The sequence below is a fragment of the Streptomyces sp. NPDC059832 genome (assembly GCF_042731715.1).
Taxonomy (GTDB): domain Bacteria; phylum Actinomycetota; class Actinomycetes; order Streptomycetales; family Streptomycetaceae; genus Streptomyces.
This window is the reverse complement of record NZ_JBHWIY010000010.1, coordinates 208,428-228,089: the sequence shown is the minus strand read 5'-3', so window position 1 is coordinate 228,089 and position 19,662 is coordinate 208,428. Positions and strand designations below refer to the sequence as shown.

The window sequence follows — 19,662 nt, the reverse complement described above, 5'->3', positions numbered from 1 at the left end:
GGATCGGCCAGCATCGTCGCCGCGTGATGCACCCCACCACCGGGCGGCGGCGTCGAACCAGGCGGCGGAGGCGGCACCGGAGCACCAGGCACACCGGGAGCAACCGGAGCACCGGGAGCAACCGGAGCACCAGGCGCACCAGGCGCACCAGGAGGACCCGGCGGCCGCAGCCCACCCGGACCACCCATGCTCGGATCGGCCAGCATCGTCGCCGCGTGATGCACCCCACCACCGGGCGGCGGCGTCGAACCAGGCGGCGGAGGCGGCACCGGAGCACCAGGCACACCCGGCGCACCGGGCGGACCCGGAGGCGGCAGCGGCGCACCGGGCGGACCCGCCTGAGGGGCGAGCTGGGTCGGCAGGTACCCGCCCGCCGGAGCACCGGGCGCACCCGGTCCCGAGGGCGGCGGCACGGGCGGACCCGGCCTGGCACCCGGGGTTCCGGGGGCACCGGGCGGCGGCGGGGTCGACGGACCGCCACCACGCGCACCACGCGGCGGCACCACGGCCTTGCTGGTGGCCGCGTCGGCGATGTCACCGGCACCCGGACCCGGAGCGTTCAGACCCGGAGCACCCGGACCCGGAGCACCCGCGCCCGGAGCACCCTGAGGAACACCCGGGGCGCCGCCCTGCGGGGGCAGACCGGGCACGATCGCCGTCCGGGGCAGCTGACTGCCGCCCGACATCAGGGCGGTCGGCGCATCGGCCGGAACGACCGGCGGCGGGGTGCCGTCGTCGTCGGCACCCGAGAGCGGCGGCGCGAACACCGTGGCCGGGAGCGGCACCGCCCCGTCGTCGGAACCCGCGTTCGTGTCCGTGCCGGCCCAGGGGGTGGACCCGACGGGCACGTTCGGCGGGGATACCGGGACACCGTCGTTGGCCGTGGGCTCGTACGCGACCTGCCCGCCGTGCGAACCCGGCGACGCCTGACCGACAGGCGCGGCAGGGGAGGCGGGCGAAACAGGAGAGACGGGCGGCTCAGGCGTGACGGGCGGCGCAGGAGAGACCGGAGGGGCCGAGGGCGCCGCCGGAGGCGCCGCGTCCTGGCCCCGGTTCTCCCGGCGGTCCGGGATGCCCAGCTTGTCGGCCGCTTCCTGGAGCCACTCCGGGGGGCTCAACAGGAACGACGTCTGATTGAGGTCGATGCGCTGCGGCGGCTCCGGAGCGGCCGCGGCCGCCGCGTGGGCGCCGTACTCCTCCTCGTACCGCCGGATCACCTCGCCCACCGGCAGCCCCGGCCACAAGGTGGCCTCACCGCTGTCCCTGGCGATCACCAGCCGCTGCCTGCCGCCGTCCGAGACCGGGCCCTCGGCGCGGTCCTCGCCCCACACCACGAAGCCCAGCTCGAACTCCCGCACCCGCACCTCACGGTGCTGGTACGCGGGCACATCGCCGTTGATCCACTCGTCCGCGCGCTCCTGCGCCTGCGCAAAGGTCACCATCGCGCTCACCCCTCCACCGGGACGGCCCGCGCGAAGCCGCCGTCCACCATCAGGTTCGCCACGGTCTCCAGCTCCGGGGGATTGCCCGCCAGACGCTGCAGGAAGGCATCGAAGTCACCGCCGCACGGCAGCAACAGCCGGTCCACCCGCTCCTGCACGTTCCAGCCGTCCTGGTCCCGGGCGTCGTCGTACGCGCAGAACCAGACCGAGCCGACACCGTTGCCCTTCACCTTCACCGCGATGATGCCGCCCTGGACGAAACCGACGCCCAGGAAGTCCTTGGTGAGGTGATCGCGCAAGCACTTGTTGATGTACACCAGGTCGTTCGCGGCGGCCTGCTCGCGCACCGTGAAGAACGGCTGGTCGACCAGAAGCCCCAACTCCGCGTCGAGCGCAGCGCCGACCGGCGCCGAACCACCCGCCGCCTTGAGGAACGAACGGTAGGCACCCGGCAGCCGATAGCCGAGGTCCTCCTCGACACCCAGCACCTGGGCCTCGGTCACCGCCACGGCACCCTTCGGCAGCCGGAAATGCGCGGGCCGGGTCTCCTGCAACGGGCGGGTCCCCCGCTTGTTGTGGTCGACCGCCGTGGCGGCAAGGCCACCGTGATGTCTGAGCAGCGCCTTCACCTCGACCGGGACCAGCTCCATCCGCCGGCCACCGGGCACGTGGTGCCACGTCCAGCCGTGCGGAGTGGCGACCGCCGGGATCGTGTCCCACAGCTCATGGCCGCTCGCCGCCAGCGCCGCATTGGCCGACACGTAATCGGTGAGCCGCAGCTCATCGACGCCGAAGCCCTGCGGAGGCTCGGCGATCTCGGCGGCGGCACGCGCGTACGGTGCGAAGTCCGGGCTGCCGTTCTCGTCCATGCGCACACCACCGGGGTGGCGGGACGCCCGGACCGGGTCCGGGAAATGCACGAGCTGCCCGGCGTAGGCCGCGTTCGGTGGCGCGGCTTGCTGCCCGAGCCGACCTGTCGTCATGGCGGTTGCCCCCTGCTGCGTCTGGCTGGTGAGGACCGGCCTGCCCAAGGGGGACGGTCCGGGCACAGCCTATGCGGTGGCGCAAGGGCGGGTCTCGCCCATGTGACCTGTCCTACGCCTCCCCCTCCGCATCCGTCACGAACCGTCACACCGGCGTGACGGACGAGCGACGCCCCCGCCACGGACGGGCGACACCGAGACACGTTTCACTGCCCCAGCTTCCCCACCAGCCGGGACATTTGGCAGGCTGTCACCGCAACTCGGGGGCGTGCACACCGCGCAGCTACCGCTGCGGCACGGGAGGGAAAGCGCCATGCACACCACACAATCAGTCACATCCGGGGATCCGCGCCTCAGCTGGAGCAGCACCGATGCCGGCCGCACGCCCCGCCTGCACCACCGCCGCGACGGCATCCTGCCCGCAGTCGCGGCGGCCCTGTCCGTACGCGGCGAGACACTCACCTGCACCGCGGGCAAGGGCGACCAGCCCCCCGTACTGCACCCACTCGTCCAGGACTTCCTCGACACTCTCCCCAGCAGCCGGCGCGAACGCTTCACCGGCCGCTGCCCCGAGGCGATACTGCTCTCCCGGCAGCTCACCGCGGCGGAGTCGAACCGCTCCAAGCGCGCCCAGCGCAAGCCGCTGACCAACGGCGAGGCCCGGCGCGCCCTCAAGCACTCGCGGCTCACCGCACGACGCATCCGTGAGGACGGAGACCCGATGCACGGCAGCTACGCGCCGCCGTGCCGCTCCTGCGCGGCGATGCTCGCCCACTTCGGCGTACGTCCCGTCGACCTCACGACCACCGGGGCGGCGACCACCGCCGAGAAGGGCTGACCGCACGCCGATGCACGACCGAACCGACCTACCCGAACAAACGAGCCCCGCGGACCGCGACCGGAACGCCTCCACCCGCTTCCCCGTCGCCGTCGACGCCGCCCTGCGCGCCGCGGGCTGGCAGCCCGGCCGCTGGGACATCCGGCAGGCCGAGGAATGGGCCGACGCACTGCGCTCGCACGCCTCGCCCGCCGGCCACCAGCACGCGGTCTTCCCCGCGGCCGTGGAGGCCTGGGCCGAATTCGGCGGACTCCACATCACCGCGTCCGCGCCGGGCCGCCAGATCGCACCCGCCCCGGTACGCATCGACCCGCTGAGCGGACTCCACCTCGCCCGCACCCTCGGCGACCTCGGCCGGGCACTGGAGACCGAGGTCAGCCCCCTGGGCGAAGAAGGGGACGGACAGGCGGTCCTGGCGATCGACACCGAAGGCCGCGTCTACAGCGTCGACCACACCGGCGACTGGTACCTCGGCCCGGACATCGACCGGGCGCTGGCGACCCTGATCGCGGGCATCCAGCCGGAGCGCCTCGTCTCGGGTTAGTCCTGTCGTCAGACGCCGCGCGGCAGACGGCAGTTTGACGACAGGGCCTGGGGCCCGGCGGATCGGGGTCGGACAGGGCGCGGCGGCTGATGCGGTGCATCGCAGGGCGCGGGCCCCGAACCCGCGCACCGCCCCCCGCAGGACCGGCCGGGCCCCGCCCCGCCGGTCCCACGGATCAGGCCGCCGCCCCCTGAGCCGGCAGCACCGCCGACACCCGGAAGCCGCCCGCATCCGTCGGACCCGAGACGAAGACACCGCCGAGCCCCAGCACCCGCTCCCGCATACCGACCAGGCCATTGCCCCCGCTCGGCAGCCCCGCGTCCGCCGTCGCCGCGTCCGACGGTCCGTTCTCCACCTGCATCGCGACCTCCGCGTCCCGGTGCGCCAGCCGCACCCACGTCTTCGCGCCCGCCGCATGCTTGTGCACGTTCGTCAGAGCCTCCTGCACCACCCGGTACGCCGTCTGCTCGACCTCGGGCGGATACGCGCGCGCCTCACCGTCCACCGACAGCTCCACCGTCATCCCCGCCGCCCTGGACTCCCCCACCAGGACCTCCACCTCATGCAGCCGCGGCCCGTCCTCCGTGGCGGCGGCAGCCGCGGCGGCAGCCGCCTGACCGACCGAGGCCAGCGGCACCGAGGCCGGCCGGGCCGTCACCGACTCCCCCGCCCGCAGCACCCCGAGCATCTCCCGCAGCTCCGTCAGCGCCTGCCGGCCCATGTCGCCGACCAGCGCCGCGTTGCGCACCGCCTTCGCCGGATCCTTCGGCGCGACGGCCTGGAGCGCGGCGGCGTGCACGACCATCAGACTCACCCGGTGGGCGACCACGTCGTGCATCTCGCGGGCGATCCGGTGGCGTTCCTCCGTACGCGCCCACTCGGCCCGCTCCTCCGCCCGGTCGGCGAGCAGCGACAACTCCCGCTCCAGCGAGTCCGCCCGCTCCCGCAGGCTCTCCATCAGCCGCCGCCGGGCCCCTATGTAGAGGCCGAACAGCACGGGCGGCGCGGTGAGCCCGAGCGACATGAAGAGCGAGATCAGCGGTACGTACCAGTCGCCCGGCCCGAAATCGTCCTGCTGGGAGACGCTCTGCCGCAGCCGTACGTACGTGACGATGAGCGTCCCCGCGAAGGACATCCCCATCAGCACCGCGGTGATCCTTCGCGGCACGTCGGAGGCGGCCAGCGTGTAGAGGCCGACCAGGCCCATCAGGAAGCCCATCTCGGCCGGTGTGGTCGCGACCGCCACCAGCACCACCGCGATCGGCCAGCGCCGCCGCAACACCAGGACCGACCCCGCGAGCAGCCCGAACAGCACACCCACCGGCACCGGCAACCCGGTGTCCCTGGCGAACTCCACCCCCTCCAGCGCACACTCCAGCGCCGACAGGAGCGCGAGCCCCACATCCAGGGCGACACTGCGCCGCCGCTCCCACCACCAGTAGCCGCGGGTGGTCGACCCCGCCGCTTCCCGGTCTGCCCCCGTTGCGGTCATGCCGTCCACCCTACGGGCGACCGCACCTCATTTTCGGACGACCTGGACAGCACGTGCGTCCGCCGAACAGAGACGGAACAACCACTTATCGCTTGAAATGGCGAAGCGAGCAGCCTTTCGCACCGGACGTCCGCATTCCGGACGACGCCCGTCGCATGACGGAAATCACGAGCAAGTACGCCAACTTCGAAGACCTGCGCGAGCAGGTCGTCGCTCTGCGCAGGGAGGGCCTCGGCCTCCGGCAGAGCCGCGACCGGTTACCCATCCACAACAACGACATCCTGGGCCGCCCGGTCAAAGGCGAACCGGCTCCGGAGTGGACGAAACGCCCGCGCGCCAAGGACGACCTCCGAGAGAAGGCGCGGGAGCTGCGCAGCCAGGCATGACGTACGACCGGATCCAGGCCCCAACGTGATCACGCTGTACCTACGCCGGCTCGAACCGCTTGAGGTCCCACGGGAACACATGCGCCTCCGGGTCAGCATCCACGAGTCGGGGGGATGCCGTCGGAGCCGAGCAATTCCGGGCCGAGCCCGCAGGCGTCCCCGCCTCCTCGTTCCAGAAGGCGACCCTGAAGAGGCACAACCCCAGGACCACTCGCAAGAACACCACCGTGACCTACCGCGGCTGCCTGATCATCTACGTCACCAAGAGCGCGGACTTTATCGTCGCGTAGAAGGCACTTGGTACGGCATAGTGTTGGGTGCCGGTGCAGCGACCGGACGACATGTCCGGATAGTCGGCCTTGTTCCCCTGTGGTGTAATTGGCAGCACAGTAGCTTTTGGTGCTATTTGTCCGGGTTCGAGTCCTGGCAGGGGAGCCTCCGTGTGCGGGCCCCGACCTCCGAGGTCGGGGCCCGCACCCATGCCTGCCCCATACCCCCCCGGTATCCTTCGGGTGTCCACCACCCGAAGCCGAAGGGCATTTCTGTGAGCTCCGAACGCCCGGCAGCCGTCGTCGTCCTCGCAGCGGGTGAGGGCACCCGCATGAAGTCGAAGACCCCCAAGGTCCTGCACGAGATCTCCGGGCGCTCGCTCGTCGGACATGTCGTCGCCGCCTCCCGCGAGCTGGACCCCGAGCACCTGGTCGTGGTCGTCGGCCACGGCAGCGAACAGGTCACCGCGCACCTCGACGCCGTCGACGACCGACTGCGGACCGCCCACCAGACCGAGCAGAAGGGCACCGGCAACGCCGTGCGTGTCGGTCTCGACGAGCTGGGCGGCACCGTCGACGGCACCGTGATCGTCGTCTGCGGCGACACCCCGCTGCTCTCCGGCGAGACGCTCGTCGCGCTCGCCGCCACTCACACGGCCGACTCCAACGCCGTCACCGTGCTGACCGCCGAGGTCCCGGACTCCACCGGCTACGGCCGCATCGTCCGCGACCCGGCCGACGGCGCGGTCACCGAGATCGTCGAACACAAGGACGCCACCGACGCCCAGCGCGAGATCCGGGAGATCAACTCCGGGGTCTTCGCCTTCGACGGCCGGCTGCTCGCCGACGCCCTCGGCAAGGTCCGTACCGACAACAGCCAGGGCGAGGAGTACCTCACCGACGTCCTCTCCATCCTGCGCGAGGCCGGGCACCGGGTCGGCGCCTCGGTGGCCGGGGACCACCGCGAGATCCTCGGCATCAACAACCGGGTCCAGCTGGCCGAGGCCCGGCGGCTGCTGAACCAGCGGCTGCTGGAGCGGGCCATGCTGGCCGGTGTGACCGTCGTGGACCCGGCGTCCACGCTGATCGACGCCACCGTCACCTACGAGCGGGACGCGATCGTGCACCCGGGCACCCAGCTGCTCGGCACCACGCATCTCGGCGAGGACGCCGAGGTCGGCCCCAACACCCGGCTCACGGACACCGTCGTCCGCGCGGGCGCGCGCGTGGACAACACGGTCGCGGACCGGGCCGAGGTCGGCGAGGGCGCGACGGTCGGTCCGTACGCCTATCTGCGGCCCGGCACCACGCTCGGCACGAAGGCCAAGGCCGGTACGTACGTGGAGATGAAGAACGCCACGATCGGCGAGGGCACCAAGGTCCCGCACCTGAGCTACGTCGGCGACGCGACGATCGGCGACCACACCAACATCGGTGCCGCCAGCGTCTTCGTGAACTACGACGGCGTGGCCAAGCACCACACCACGATCGGCTCCCACTGCCGTACCGGGTCGGACAATATGTTTGTGGCGCCCGTCACGGTCGGGGACGGCGCCTACACCGCGGCCGGCTCGGTCATCACCAAGGACGTACCGCCCGGTTCGCTGGCCGTCGCCCGCGGCCAGCAAAGGAATATCGAGGGTTGGGTGGCCCGCAAGCGTCCGGGAAGCGGCGCCGCACAGGCGGCTCAGGCCGCCGCATCGGAGCGCGACAGCGAAAGCTGACCGGAAACAGGTGCGCCGCGCACGGCGTACCGTGATAGATGCTCACCCCATTTCGGCTGGCTCGTTGCGCATCGGGACACATGCGCGCAGCGCCAGGAACACGTCTGAGGAGACTGTGCTGTGACCGGGATCAAGACGACCGGCGAGAAGAAACTGATGCTCTTCTCCGGCCGCGCCCACCCCGAGCTGGCCGAGGAGGTTGCGCACCAGCTGGGTGTCGGCCTCGTGCCGACGAAGGCCTTCGATTTCGCCAATGGTGAGATCTACGTCCGCTTCCAGGAATCGGCCCGCGGCGCCGACTGCTTCCTGATCCAGAGCCACACCGCTCCGATCAACAAGTGGATCATGGAGCAGCTCATCATGCTGGACGCGCTGAAGCGCGCCTCGGCCCGTTCCATCACGGTGATCGTGCCGTTCTACGGCTACGCCCGCCAGGACAAGAAGCACCGCGGTCGCGAGCCGATCTCGGCCCGTCTGGTCGCCGACCTGATGAAGACGGCGGGTGCCGACCGCATCCTCACCGTCGACCTGCACACGGACCAGATCCAGGGCTTCTTCGACGGCCCGGTGGACCACCTCTTCGCGCTGCCGATCCTGGCCGACTACGTCGGCGCCAAGGTCGACCGCTCGAAGCTGACGATCGTCTCCCCGGACGCCGGCCGGGTGCGGGTCGCCGACCGCTGGTGCGACCGTCTGGACGCCCCGCTCGCCATCGTGCACAAGCGCCGGGACAAGGACGTCGCCAACCAGGTGACGGTCCACGAGGTCGTCGGCAACGTGAAGGGCCGGGTCTGCGTCCTGGTCGACGACATGATCGACACCGGTGGCACCATCTGCGCCGCCGCCGACGCCCTGTTCGCGCACGGCGCCGAGGACGTCATAGTGACGGCGACGCACGGTGTGCTCTCGGGCCCGGCCGCGGACCGGCTGAAGAACTCCAAGGTCAGCGAGTTCGTGTTCACGGACACCCTGCCGACCCCGGGCGAGCTGGAGCTCGACAAGATCACGGTGCTGTCGATCGCCCCGACGATCGCGCGTGCGGTGCGTGAGGTCTTCGAGGACGGCTCGGTCACCAGCCTCTTCGAGGAGCAGTAGGAACAGCGGTACCGAAGATCCACTTTGGGGGCGGCCTCCCCGCCGGGTAGACTCAGCGAGTTGCTCGGCGAGGGAGGCCGTACTCATGTGTACGGCGGTCCGTTATCGACGCGCTCTTCGTAGCAGGCCTGTCGTGGGCCGGGTGACCGTCCGATTTTCGTCACCTTACGAGGAGTGCAGTCATGGCTGAGGTCAAGCTCGCCGCCCAGGTCCGTACCGAGTTCGGCAAGGGTGCCGCCCGTCGCACCCGCCGCGCCAACCTGGTTCCCGCGGTCGTCTACGGCCACGGTGCCGAGCCGGTTCACGTCACCCTGCCGGGTCACGAGCTGATGATGGCGCTCAAGACCGCCAACGTCCTGATCGGTCTGGAGATCGAGGGCAAGGACGCGCTGGTCATCCCGAAGGCCGTGCAGCGCAACCCGCTCAAGGGCGACATCGAGCACGTCGACCTGCTGACCGTCAAGCGCGGCGAGAAGGTCAACGTCGAGATCGCCGTGCACGTCGAGGGCGACCTGGCCCCGGGCGGCAACCTCCTGGAGTACGTGCAGAACACCCTGCTCGTCGAGGCCGAGGCCACCCACATCCCCGAGTCCGTCACGGTCTCCGTCGCGGGCCTGGACGCCGGTGCGTCCGTCCTCGCCAAGGACATCCCGCTGCCGAAGGGCTCCGTGCTGGCCGGTGACGAGGACGCCGTCGTGCTCCAGGTCGTCGCCGCGCAGGCCGAGGAGCCGACTGCCGAGTCCGCCGAAGCGGGCGCCGAGGCCTGAGCCTCGCCCGCACTGCTCGACTGACGGGGCGGCGGTTCCTTGTTCGAGGACCCGCCGCCCCGTTTCCCTGTGATCAGCCCCCTGCAACCAGCCGTCGCACGCGAGGAGACCGAGCAGAGATGTCCGACGCCACTGATCCCTGGCTCATCGTGGGCCTCGGCAATCCCGGTCCCGAGTACGCGGCGAACCGGCACAATGTCGGCTTCATGGTGGCCGATCTCCTGGCCGAGCGGATCGGCGGGAAGTTCAAGCGGGCGCAGAAGGCGCAGGCGCAGGTCGTGGAGGGCCGCATGGGCCCGCCCGGCCCGGCGAGCCGACGGGTGATCCTGGCCAAGCCGATGTCGTACATGAACCTGTCGGGCGGTCCCGTCACGGCGCTGCGCGACTTCTACAAGGTGCCGACCGACCACATCGTGGCGATCCACGACGAGCTGGACATCGACTACGGAACACTCCGGCTGAAGCTGGGTGGCGGCGACAACGGGCACAACGGGCTGAAGTCGATGACCAAGTCGATGGGTGCGGACTATCACCGGATCCGGTTCGGGATCGGGCGGCCGCCGGGGCGGATGCAGGTCGCGGATTTCGTGCTGAAGGACTTCTCGTCCACCGAGCGCAAGGAGCTCGCGTACATGGTGGACCGGGCTGCGGACTCCGTGGAGTGTCTGCTGGCGGAGGGCCTGGAGCGCGCGCAGAGCGCGTACAACTCCTGACGCCCGCGGCAACGGCGGTGGCGCGCACAACTCTGACATTCCTGCCGGTACCCCGGCGATTTTCGGCCACGAGTTGACCGGTGGTGCCGGTCTGCCCAAGGATCGCTCCCCATGAAGCGGAGCTCCTCCCACCGCGCCCTGGTCTACGCCCGCAACGCCGCCATGGGCTGTGTCGTCCTGCTGCTGCTGGTGGCAGGTGTGCTGTCGTCCTGGAACGAGGCGCACCACATAGTTCTGTCCAAAGGCCGTGAGCACGGCACGATGACCGTGACGGGTTGCGGAGCCGATGTCTGTACCGGTCCGTTCGCGCCGTCGGGGCAGGCCGCCGCGCGTTCCCGGGTGACGATCGACAGGTCCGTCGCGGCGAGGAGGGGCGACCGGTTCCCCGTCGTGGTGAAGCCGGGCACGGATGATGTGGTGCGTGCCGGTACACCGGGCTTTCTGCACGCCTGGGTGCCGCTGGGCGGTGCCCTGTTGCTGTCGGGGCTGGTGATCGGTGGTGGCCTGCGGCTGTCCCGGACCGGCTGGTGCACGGGGATCGCGGGTGCGGCCCTGCTCGTGGCGACATTCTTCGCACTGTGAGCGGGGCCGCACCCGTGTCCGGGTGGAATCAGCCGGTGTTGCGCAGGCCCGCGGCGACACCGTTCACGGTGAGCAGCAGGGCCCTGGCGAGCAGCGGGTCGGGCTCTTCGCCGCGTGCCGCGGCTTCGCGCTGGCGGGCCAGCAGCGAGACCTGGAGGTAGGAGATCGGGTCCAGGTAGGCGTCGCGGATGGCGAAGGTCTGCTGGAGCACGGGGCTGGTGCCGAGCAGTTCGGTGCCGCCGGTGACCTTGAGGACTTCCTGCACGGTGAGTGCGTGCTCGGCCTCGATGTCGGCGAAGACGTGCTTCAGTTCGTCGGGGACGAGCGTGTCGACGTAGTGCCGGGCGATGCGCAGGTCGGTCTTGGCGAGGGTCATCTCGACGTTGGAGATGAAGTTCCGGAAGAAGTGCCAGTGTTCGTGCATTTCGTCCAGGACGGTGTCCAGGCCGGCTTCGCGCAGTGCCTTGAGGCCGGAGCCGACGCCGTACCAGCCGGGCACGATCTGGCGGGACTGGGTCCAGCCGAAGACCCACGGGATGGCCCGCAGTCCGTCAAGTCCGGCGCCCGAGTCGGGGCGGCGGGACGGGCGGGAGCCCAGGTGGAGGTCGGCGAGCTGGTCGACCGGGGTGGCCGCGAAGAAGTACGCGGGCAGGTCCGGGTCCTCGACGAGCTTGCGGTAGGCCGCGTGCGCCGCGTCGGAGACCGTGTCCATCGCGGCGTCCCAGCGGGCGAGGGCCTCGTCGGACTGGCGGGGCGCGGTGTGCAGCGCGGAGGCCTGGAGGGTGGCCGCGACGGTCAGCTCCAGGTTCTCCCGGGCGAGCGCGGGGATGAGGTACTTGTCGGAGATGACCTCGCCCTGCTCGGTCACCTTGATCTCGCCCTCCAGCGTGCCCCACGGCTGCGCGAGGATCGCGTCGTGCGAGGGGCCGCCGCCGCGGCCGACGGTGCCGCCGCGGCCGTGGAAGAGCCGCAGCCGTACGCCGTAGCGGTGGGCGACGTCGCGAAGGCGGCGCTGGGCGCGGTGGATCTCCCACTGGGAGGTGGTGATGCCGCCGAACTTGGAGGAGTCGGAGTAGCCGAGCATGACCTCCTGCACGTCTCCGCGCAGCGAGACCAGACGGCGGTACGACGGGTCGGCGAGCATCTCGTCGAGGATGACGTCGGCGGCGCGCAGCTCGTCGGTGGTCTCCAGGAGCGGCACGATGCCGATCTTGGCCCAGCCACCGTGCAGGTCGATCAGGCCGGCCTCGCGGGCGAGTACGGCGGCGGCGAAGACGTCGTCGGCGCCCTGGCACATCGAGATGATGTAGGACTCGATGACTTCGGGGCCGAAGCGCTCGAAGGCTTCCTTGACAGTGTGGAAGACGCCGAGGGTCTTCTCGCCGGCGGCGTCGAGCGGGGCCGGGGTCGGGGCGAGCGGGCGACGGGAGCGGAGTTCCTTGGCGAGGAGCTTCTGCCGGTAGTCGCGGGGCATGTCGGCGTAGCGCCAGGATTCCTCGCCGAGCCGGTCGAAGAGCTGGCCCAGCGCGTGGTGGTGGGCGTCGGCGTGTTCACGGACGTCCATGGTGGCGAGCTGGAGGCCGAAGGCGGCCAGGGTGCGAATGGTGCGGTCCATCCGCCCGTCGGCGAAGAGTCCGCCGCGGTGCTCGCGCAGTGAGGTCTGGATGAGTTCCAGGTCGGCGAGGAGCTCGGCGGTGCCGAGGTAGTCGCAGCCGGGGCGGTGCGGGGTGCCGGTGGCAAGGCGCTCGCGGGTGTTGACGAGCTTCTGCCGGATGCAGGTGGCCTTGAGGCGGTAGGGCTCCTCGGCGTTCAGCCGCTTGTAGCGCGGGCTGATCTCGGGGAGGCGTTCCAGGTCGGCTTCGAGCGAGGTCAGCAGTTCGTCGGTGGCACCGGTGTAGCGGATGGAGTTGGAGAGCAGTCCGCGCAGGTGGTCGATGAGTTCGAGGGCGTCGGTGATGCCGTGTTCGTGCTGGAGGATCAGCACTTCCCAGGTGACGGCGGGCGTCACGTTGGGGTTGCCGTCGCGGTCGCCGCCGATCCAGGTGCCGAAGGTGAGCGGGCGGGTGCCCGCGGGCAGTTCGACGCCGACGCGTCCGAGTTCGGCGGCCAGGTCCTCAAGTACGTCGCCGACGGCGTTGGCGTGCAGTTCGTCGAGGTAGTAGATGGCGTTGCGGGCTTCGTCGGCGGGCTCGGGGCGGACCACGCGCAGTTCGTCGGTCTGCCAGATGAGGTCGATGTTCTCGGCGAGCCGGAGGTCCTGGCGGCGCCGGTCGGCGTCGACGACGGGCGTCTCCAGGAGCGCGGCGATGCGGCGGAGCTTGTTCAGCACGGAGCGCCGGGCGGCCTCGGTCGGGTGTGCGGTGAAGACGGGTCGTACGTTGAGGTTCTTGACGGTCTCGCGCAGGTGGACGGGGTCGGCGTCCTTGAGCCGGTCGGCGGTGCGGGCGAGGAGCCCGCCCTCGGCGGCGCGGCGGTCGCGCATCTCGTGGGCGCGGTGGACCTGCTCGGTGACGTTGGCGAGGTGGAAGTAGGTGGAGAAGGCGCGCACGAGCTGCGCGGCGGTCTCCAGGTCCGTGTCGCCGAGGAGCTGGGCCGCGGCTTCGCCGTCGGTGCGGGTCAGGGCGCGGACGCGCTCGACGAGGTCGAGGAGTTCCTGGCCCTCCTGGCGTACGAGGGTCTCGCCCAGCAGGTCGCCGAGGCGGCGGATGTCGGCGCGCAGCTCGGGGCTGGCGGCGGGGGTCTGGTCGGCACTGCTCACAGTGTGCGGCTCCTTGCAGTGGTTGAGCACGGGGGTTCTCCGGGGCCGCGGCAGGCAGCGGCCACAGGGGTCTCCGGGGCCACGACCGGCAGCGGTGCTGACGCCACCCCGGGAAAGCAGAGTGCGGACCGCGCTGTCCGACCCCACCAGGATAGGTGTCCACTTCGTCGGCGCCGCTCGCGGCCCGATCGGGTTTCCCCTTCTTGGGCGGCCCGTCGCGCTCTCGTGCAGCGGGCCTCCGCGCTGCCATACTTACGTTGCCGTAGGTTACGGAACCGTAGCCAGAGCTATCCGTCGTATTCCTCATCCCCAGGGGACTCCCCATGAACACCAGCCCCGCTGCGATCGACGACGCCCAGCCACCGGCGGCTGACGGCCAGACCCTTCCCTCCGCCACGCTCGGCGGGGACAACAAGCGGTCGATCGAGCAGATCGCCCTTCTGCTGTTCATCGTGGTGCCGTTCGTGGCGCTGGTCGCGGCGGTGCCGCTGGCCTGGGGCCGTGGCGTGAGCTGGCTCGATCTGGGCCTGCTCGTGACGATGTACTTCATCGGCTGCCACGGCATCACGATCGGTTTCCACCGCTATTTCACGCATGGCTCCTTCAAGGCGAAGCGCCCGCTCCGCATCGCTCTCGCGGTCGCCGGTTCGCTGGCCGTGGAGGGCCCGCTGGTGCGCTGGGTGGCCGACCACCGCAAGCATCACCGTTTCTCCGACGCGGAGGGCGACCCGCACTCGCCGTGGCGCTTCGGTGAGAGTCTGCCCGCCCTGATGAAGGGCCTGTGGTGGGCCCATATCGGCTGGATGTTCGACGAGGAGCAGACTTCGCAGCAGAAGTACGCCCCGGACCTGGTCAAGGACCCGGCGCTCCGTGGCATCTCCCGCCACTTCATGACCTTCACGGCCCTGTCGCTGGCGTTCCCGCCGCTGGTCGGCGGTCTGGTGACGATGTCGTGGTGGGGGGCGGCGACGGCCTTCTTCTGGGGCTCGCTGGTCCGGGTGGCCCTGCTGCACCACGTCACCTGGTCGATCAACTCGATCTGCCACGCGGTCGGCAAGCGGCCCTTCAAGTCGCGCGACCGGTCCGGGAACGTGTGGTGGCTGGCGGTCCTGTCCTGCGGGGAGTCGTGGCACAACCTGCACCACGCCGATCCGACGAGCGCCCGGCACGGTGTGATGAGGGGGCAGATCGATTCGAGTGCCCGGTTGATCCGCTGGTTCGAGAAGCTGGACTGGGCGCGTGACGTGCGCTGGCCGGACGCCGCCCGGATCGAGTCCCGCCGTATCGACTCCCGGCGCGTCCCCGAGCGCGCCGACGCGGCATGATTGACGACGTGGCGACCGACTCCAGTACCAGCAGCGAGAAAAACCGTCCCTCCTCCCCCCGGCGTACCCGCAGGGTGCGGATGACCGGCAAGGAACGCCGCGAGCAGTTGCTGGACATCGGTCGCACGCTCTTCGCCGACAAGGGCTTCGAGGGCACCTCGGTCGAGGAGATCGCCTCCCGCGCCGGTGTCTCCAAGCCGGTCGTGTACGAGCACTTCGGCGGCAAGGAGGGCCTGTACGCCGTCGTGGTCGACCGCGAGATGCGCCAGCTCCTGGACATGGTCACCAGCGCGCTGACCGCGGGCCACCCCCGCGAGCTCCTGGAGCAGGCGGCGTTCGCCCTGCTCGACTACATCGAGACGTACACCGACGGCTTCCGCATCCTGGTCCGCGACTCCCCCGTGGCCCAGTCGACCGGCACCTTCGCCTCCTTGATCAGCGACATCGCCACCCAGGTGGAGGACATCCTGGGCCTGGAGTTCAAGGCCCGCGGCTTCGACCCGAAGCTGGCCCCCCTGTACGCACAGGCGCTGGTCGGCATGGTCGCCCTGACCGGCCAGTGGTGGGTCAACGCCCGCAAGCCGAAGAAGTCGGAGGTAGCCGCCCACCTGGTGAACCTGGCCTGGCACGGCCTGGAGAACCTGGAGGCGAAGCCGAGGCTGATAGGGCACCGCAAGAGCTGAACGGGGGGGCCGGCCACCCGTTCAGCTCTTTCACCTCGAACGGGGCAGGTGGAGCACTGTTCCCGGCCTCCTCGGCCTGTTCCTGTCAGGGGCCACACATGCTTCTGGCCCCAGGTCGGCCGTCGCTGCAACAACCACCGCCGGACCATCACACACCGCGTCTATCACGTTGCCGAGAAGGACTCACTGGATGATCTGCAGATTCCAGGTGTCCACCACCGGACTGCGCCGATAGAAGACATTCGTCTGAACAGGGTCACACGCGCGGCACCGGCCACGGCCGCCACGAGATCCGCCGCATTAAGGTGGTCACCGTCAACAACCTGCTCTTCCCCAGCACCCGCCAGGCCGTCCAGATCAAGCGCCGCCGCACCGACCGCAAAACCGGCAAGACCACCATCACCACTGTCTACGCCGTCACCAGCCTGACCACCGAGCAGGCCACCCCCGCCCAGCTCGCGACGCTAATCCGCGACCACTGGAAGATCGAAGCCCTGCACGATGCGAGGGACACCACCTTCGGCGAGGGCGCTTCCCAGTTGCGGACCGGCAACGCGCCCCCACCATGGCGACCTGCCGCAACCTCACCATCGGCGCCCTGCGGCTGAGCGGCGTCAAGAGCATCGCGGCCCGCCTTCGCCGCAATGCGCGCGACGCCCCGCCGACCCCTCGGTATCGCGTGATCACAAAACGGCCCCCGCCGACTGCGCCGAAGCTCTGCTCCCGAGGCCGATTCGCAGGTCTTGAGCATGGCTCAGCGACGCCTACTGTCGGTCGGTCCTACTCGGCTCCGTTCCTGCTCAGGGCAGTGAGTACGTGATCCAACTCATTCGGCATCACGGCAATGAGAACAGCACCTTCGGAGGAGGTGCACTCAACGATCCTGGACCCACCATTGATCTTCATTGCTTCGCGCAGCAAAGGTGAACGCAGGCCGACCTGCCGCACCCCTGCCGGAAGTGATACTGCCGCACCGGCCCTAGTGCGGGGCTCCCAAGCCATCGTGGAAGGGCCAATCAACATCCGCCCCCGGAGCCATCGGCCTTCAAGCGAGGGATGCCTGAACATACAGGGAACCTTGATCACATTTCCCTGAGTCGCACTGTCTGCACGTTGCTTCACCTTCCGGCGAAACAGCCACGTCGTCAACCCTGCCGCTACGAGGAGACCCACTAGTTCGATCACTGGAGCATTCAAGCAGCGCTCAACCCGAGTGCCCACCCCCTCAACGCCTTTTGTGATCCCGTTGCGAAATGAGAACCCGGTCGACAAGCACAAATGCAGGCAGGTAGGAGGCCAAGGCGAGACGGGCGCTGTTGCGGCTGGCCAGGCCAGCGAAGCCATGACGCCGGAGCAGTAGGCTGAGGTACTCGTCACGGAGCGGCAGCACCCCGTCGACGACGAGCAGATCGCATGCTTATCGACATCGGGTCGCTGGCGTGCTGCGCAGTTCGTCGAACTGCTGGACGCCCGGCTTCTCGCCTGTGCACGTGAGCGGGTTCAGCAGATCGTCGGCCCAGTCGCGCAACGGCCGATAGACCACACTGTGCGGCCGCCAGGTACCGGCCAGGGCTCGGTACCTGGCCAGCAGGGTGGGCTAAGCAGTGTCTCCTCGTTGCCCCCAGTCGCTGGGCCAACCGGGCTTTGAGAAAGCCCCGCGAGTACGTGCGTTTGCGGCAGATGCCTTGCTGCTCGAGCCGCACCCGAGGCAGGTGCACCGTTGCCCGATGTTCAGGAGATGTAGTCCGCCATCCGAAGGGTCCCCGAAACGGACCTCAGTGCACTACACCTCATTGTGTGCCCCTTCAACCCATTCAGAAGGAAAGATATAAGACACAGGGCAGCAAACAAAACTGCAATAACTGTCGCAGCTTTCCAGCTCAACAAGATTCCGATGATTACCGCTATCGCCACCCAAAGAATTAGAGGCACGCGACACCCGCCCAAAACTCCCCAAAAGGAAATGCGACCATTCACGCCATTCGCGGATCCAACGCGATCCAAATCTACGTGATGACGCGTCGAGCAATGCACTTTATTCATTCTTGACCCTAATTCACTCGCGGATGCAGGAACTCCAATGCGGGAGCACGGCAGGCGCAAAGCCGTAGCGGCTTTGCGCCTGTCGCTTTGAAGGCGACGAATACCTAAGGAAGGAATCCACCACGATTCCACAGAAGCGGCAATCCACCCTTCCTGGGACCAGTAACTATGCTGCGGCCTGCGCCCGGTACTGCGCCGCCTTGTTCGCCCGCTGCTTCGCGTAGTAGTCGTTGATCAGGTAGCCGCTGGTGTTCTGGCGGTACGCAGCGTAGAGGAACTGGGATTCCGGGTCCTTCTTGGGTGTCTGGTGCCAGACCCACTTGCTGCCCTTCAGGGTGTAGCCGGCGTTCATGCCGCGGTCCCGTGCCCAGGCATCGTCGTTGTACGAAGCACCTCCCGCCGGGCCGTCGGGGCGGAGACCATCCGGGTCGGACTTGGTGAGGGGGCTGTTGTGGGCGTAGCTGTACGCGTTCATCTGCGCCGGGTCGTTGATGTCGATGACGGGGTCGACGGAGAGGAAGCGGCCGAGGGTGGGGTCGTATTCACGGGCGCCGAGGTGGGTGAGGCCGGTGGGGTCGTTGGTGCCGCCGACGAAGCCTCGGGTTCCGAACGCTGCCGACTGAGTGGTGCGGAGCTGTCCGAAGGGGAGCTGCTTGCGGCGGGTGAGGGCGAGAGTTCCGACCGTGATGGCGGTCATCGCCGTGCCCTGGTGGTCGCTGATGAGGTACGAGGTGGTCGCCCCCGTGCGGACGGCCACGGATTCGCCGTTGTGCGCGTAGTAGCGAGTGCCGGTCTTGGTGCCGTTGGCGGCCACGGTGAGTTCGTTGCCCTGGGGCAGCGTGAGGGTGCTGGAGCCGTCTGCGTTCTTGGCGATGAGCCGGTTGCCGTCGGCGTCGTAGACGTAACTGCTGGTCTTGCCGGCCTCGGTGAGGGTCGCGAGGTGGCCCTCGGCGTCCCACTTCAGGTCCTGGACATTTGAGCCGGTGGTGCGCTTGGTGGTGTTGCCGTTGTTGTCGTACTCGAAGGAGGTGGTGCGACCGTTGTCGGGGCCACCGGTGACTTTGGTCTGCTGGACCGCGTGGGGGCGCTTCGAGCTGGAAGCGGGGTGGGTGTAGTCGGTGGTCATATCCGTACCGGCGGTGTCGGTGGCGTGGTCGGTCTGGCTGGTGCGGTTGCCGAGCTTGTCGTAGCCGTAGCTCTGCCAGTACGCGTCGGGGCCTCCGATCGCGGTCGCGGTCGGACCGGTGGGGGCACAGTCGGCCTTCGCTGTCCATGCCTCAGTGAGGCGGCCCAGCGGGTCGGTGGTGAAGCACTGGGTGTCCACGGACTTCTGGGCGTCCCGGCCGCTGGCGGTGGTAACTCCGGTGACGTTGCCGGCCGGGTCGTACGCAAAGGTGGTGTCGTCCACACGTTGCGGCGCCAGGTCACGGTCGGTCGTCTGCTGTACCACCCGGCCCGTGTGCTCGTCGTACGCCAGGGATTTGTAGGCCTTCTTACCGAGGGTCGCGCCGTACTCCAGACGGGAAGGGCGGTTGAACACGTCGTAGAGGGTGTTGCCGACCAGGGCCCCGTTCTGTCCACTGGTACGGAAGGGCTGGTCGTCACTGTTGTAGTTGGTGATGACCCGTTCCGAAGGAACGTTGCCGACGGCAGGGTTAAGCGTCCAGAGCAGGGCGCCCGTCTCGGCCTTGTAGCCGTACGTCCAGGTGTACGTGCCAGCGGTGTTGCCGGCCTGGGACGGAACGGTGACGGTGGTGGAGATGGGCTGGTAGCGGTCGTTGAACTCGTCGGTCGCCGTGGTGTAGGCGGCACCGTCACCGGGGGCACCGTGAGCGCACAGCCCGACAACCCGTACTGACCGCTGATCCCCATGCCTGAGCTCACGCCCGACGCCTTGCGGGCTGCGGTCGCCCGGATCGCTCCCAGCCGCATTCCCGCGCTCACTCAGCATCTTTTCGAGGCCACGACGAACGCGCAGCAGACGCAGCGCCTCGCTCCGCTGAGGGTGTTCATCCACT

Annotated in this window: 14 protein-coding genes, 1 tRNA gene and 2 pseudogenes; 12 read left to right on the top strand and 5 right to left on the bottom strand. The window is 69.5% G+C overall.

Annotated elements, in window-relative coordinates:
* Together ACFV8T_RS20085 and ACFV8T_RS20080 are read right to left on the bottom strand one after the other, a co-directional pair.
* Positions 1-1,442, bottom strand: a pseudogene (locus ACFV8T_RS20085) (hypothetical protein); the annotation flags it as partial.
* Between the two features lie 5 nt (positions 1,443-1,447).
* Positions 1,448-2,425, bottom strand: coding sequence for an SMI1/KNR4 family protein (locus ACFV8T_RS20080; RefSeq protein ID WP_266418322.1), 978 nt, complete (start codon positions 2,423-2,425; stop codon positions 1,448-1,450).
* A 313-nt stretch (positions 2,426-2,738) separates the two neighbouring features.
* Here ACFV8T_RS20080 and ACFV8T_RS20075 point away from each other — a divergent pair, with 313 nt between their 5' ends.
* Together ACFV8T_RS20075 and ACFV8T_RS20070 are read left to right on the top strand one after the other, a co-directional pair.
* On the top strand, positions 2,739-3,263 hold the full coding sequence (locus ACFV8T_RS20075) for a YwqJ-related putative deaminase (protein WP_385329084.1): 525 nt from the start codon (positions 2,739-2,741) through the stop codon (positions 3,261-3,263).
* A gap of 10 nt (positions 3,264-3,273) precedes the next feature.
* Positions 3,274-3,807, top strand: coding sequence for an SUKH-3 domain-containing protein (locus tag ACFV8T_RS20070; protein ID WP_385329083.1), 534 nt, complete (start codon positions 3,274-3,276; stop codon positions 3,805-3,807).
* A 175-nt stretch (positions 3,808-3,982) separates the two neighbouring features.
* Here ACFV8T_RS20070 and ACFV8T_RS20065 read toward each other — a convergent pair whose 3' ends face one another.
* Positions 3,983-5,299, bottom strand: coding sequence for a sensor histidine kinase (locus tag ACFV8T_RS20065; RefSeq protein WP_385329081.1), 1,317 nt, complete (start codon positions 5,297-5,299; stop codon positions 3,983-3,985).
* A gap of 155 nt (positions 5,300-5,454) precedes the next feature.
* Between ACFV8T_RS20065 and ACFV8T_RS20060 the strand changes: the two are divergent.
* The 7 genes and pseudogenes from ACFV8T_RS20060 to ACFV8T_RS20030 all read left to right on the top strand — a co-directional run.
* Positions 5,455-6,016, top strand: a pseudogene (locus ACFV8T_RS20060) (hypothetical protein); the annotation flags it as partial.
* A 32-nt stretch (positions 6,017-6,048) separates the two neighbouring features.
* Positions 6,049-6,120 (top strand) — tRNA-Gln (locus ACFV8T_RS20055).
* Positions 6,121-6,229: 109 nt separating this feature from the next.
* Positions 6,230-7,678 carry a bifunctional UDP-N-acetylglucosamine diphosphorylase/glucosamine-1-phosphate N-acetyltransferase GlmU gene (glmU, locus tag ACFV8T_RS20050; protein ID WP_385329080.1) on the top strand — a complete coding sequence of 483 codons (1,449 nt, stop codon included), beginning with the start codon at positions 6,230-6,232 and terminating at the stop codon, positions 7,676-7,678.
* A gap of 120 nt (positions 7,679-7,798) precedes the next feature.
* A complete protein-coding gene (locus ACFV8T_RS20045; RefSeq protein ID WP_030976866.1) occupies positions 7,799-8,773 on the top strand; it encodes a ribose-phosphate diphosphokinase in 975 nt (324 codons plus the stop codon).
* Between the two features lie 182 nt (positions 8,774-8,955).
* Positions 8,956-9,540: a 50S ribosomal protein L25/general stress protein Ctc gene (locus tag ACFV8T_RS20040; RefSeq protein ID WP_385329079.1), complete on the top strand. Its 585-nt coding sequence runs from the start codon at positions 8,956-8,958 to the stop codon at positions 9,538-9,540.
* A gap of 119 nt (positions 9,541-9,659) precedes the next feature.
* Entirely contained in the window at positions 9,660-10,253 is a 594-nt protein-coding gene (gene pth, locus ACFV8T_RS20035) for an aminoacyl-tRNA hydrolase (RefSeq protein ID WP_385329078.1), read from the top strand.
* Between the two features lie 111 nt (positions 10,254-10,364).
* Positions 10,365-10,835 (top strand): hypothetical protein, encoded by a 471-nt coding sequence (locus tag ACFV8T_RS20030; RefSeq protein ID WP_385329076.1) that lies wholly within the window; start codon positions 10,365-10,367, stop codon positions 10,833-10,835.
* Positions 10,836-10,863: 28 nt separating this feature from the next.
* Here the strand turns inward: ACFV8T_RS20030 and ppc are convergent, their stop codons facing one another.
* The gene (gene ppc / locus ACFV8T_RS20025) at positions 10,864-13,593 is read right to left on the bottom strand and encodes a phosphoenolpyruvate carboxylase (RefSeq protein WP_385329075.1); all 2,730 of its coding nucleotides are present in this window, start codon (positions 13,591-13,593) and stop codon (positions 10,864-10,866) included.
* A 323-nt stretch (positions 13,594-13,916) separates the two neighbouring features.
* Between ppc and ACFV8T_RS20020 the strand changes: the two genes are divergently transcribed.
* The 3 genes from ACFV8T_RS20020 (at position 13,917) to ACFV8T_RS20010 (ending at position 16,209) form a co-directional block, all read left to right on the top strand.
* The gene (locus tag ACFV8T_RS20020; RefSeq protein ID WP_385329074.1) at positions 13,917-14,918 is read left to right on the top strand and encodes an acyl-CoA desaturase; all 1,002 of its coding nucleotides are present in this window, start codon (positions 13,917-13,919) and stop codon (positions 14,916-14,918) included.
* Positions 14,915-15,601, top strand: a complete 687-nt coding sequence (locus ACFV8T_RS20015) for a TetR family transcriptional regulator (protein ID WP_384750292.1) — start codon at positions 14,915-14,917, stop codon at positions 15,599-15,601. Before ACFV8T_RS20020 ends, ACFV8T_RS20015 begins: the two co-directional genes overlap by 4 nt.
* 305 nt (positions 15,602-15,906) lie before the next feature.
* Positions 15,907-16,209 carry a transposase gene (locus ACFV8T_RS20010; RefSeq protein ID WP_385329275.1) on the top strand — a complete coding sequence of 101 codons (303 nt, stop codon included), beginning with the start codon at positions 15,907-15,909 and terminating at the stop codon, positions 16,207-16,209.
* 1,601 nt (positions 16,210-17,810) lie between these two features.
* Here the strand turns inward: ACFV8T_RS20010 and ACFV8T_RS20005 are convergent.
* On the bottom strand, positions 17,811-19,661 hold the full coding sequence (locus tag ACFV8T_RS20005) for an RHS repeat-associated core domain-containing protein (protein WP_385329072.1): 1,851 nt from the start codon (positions 19,659-19,661) through the stop codon (positions 17,811-17,813).
* Between the last annotated feature and the right edge of the window lies 1 nt (position 19,662).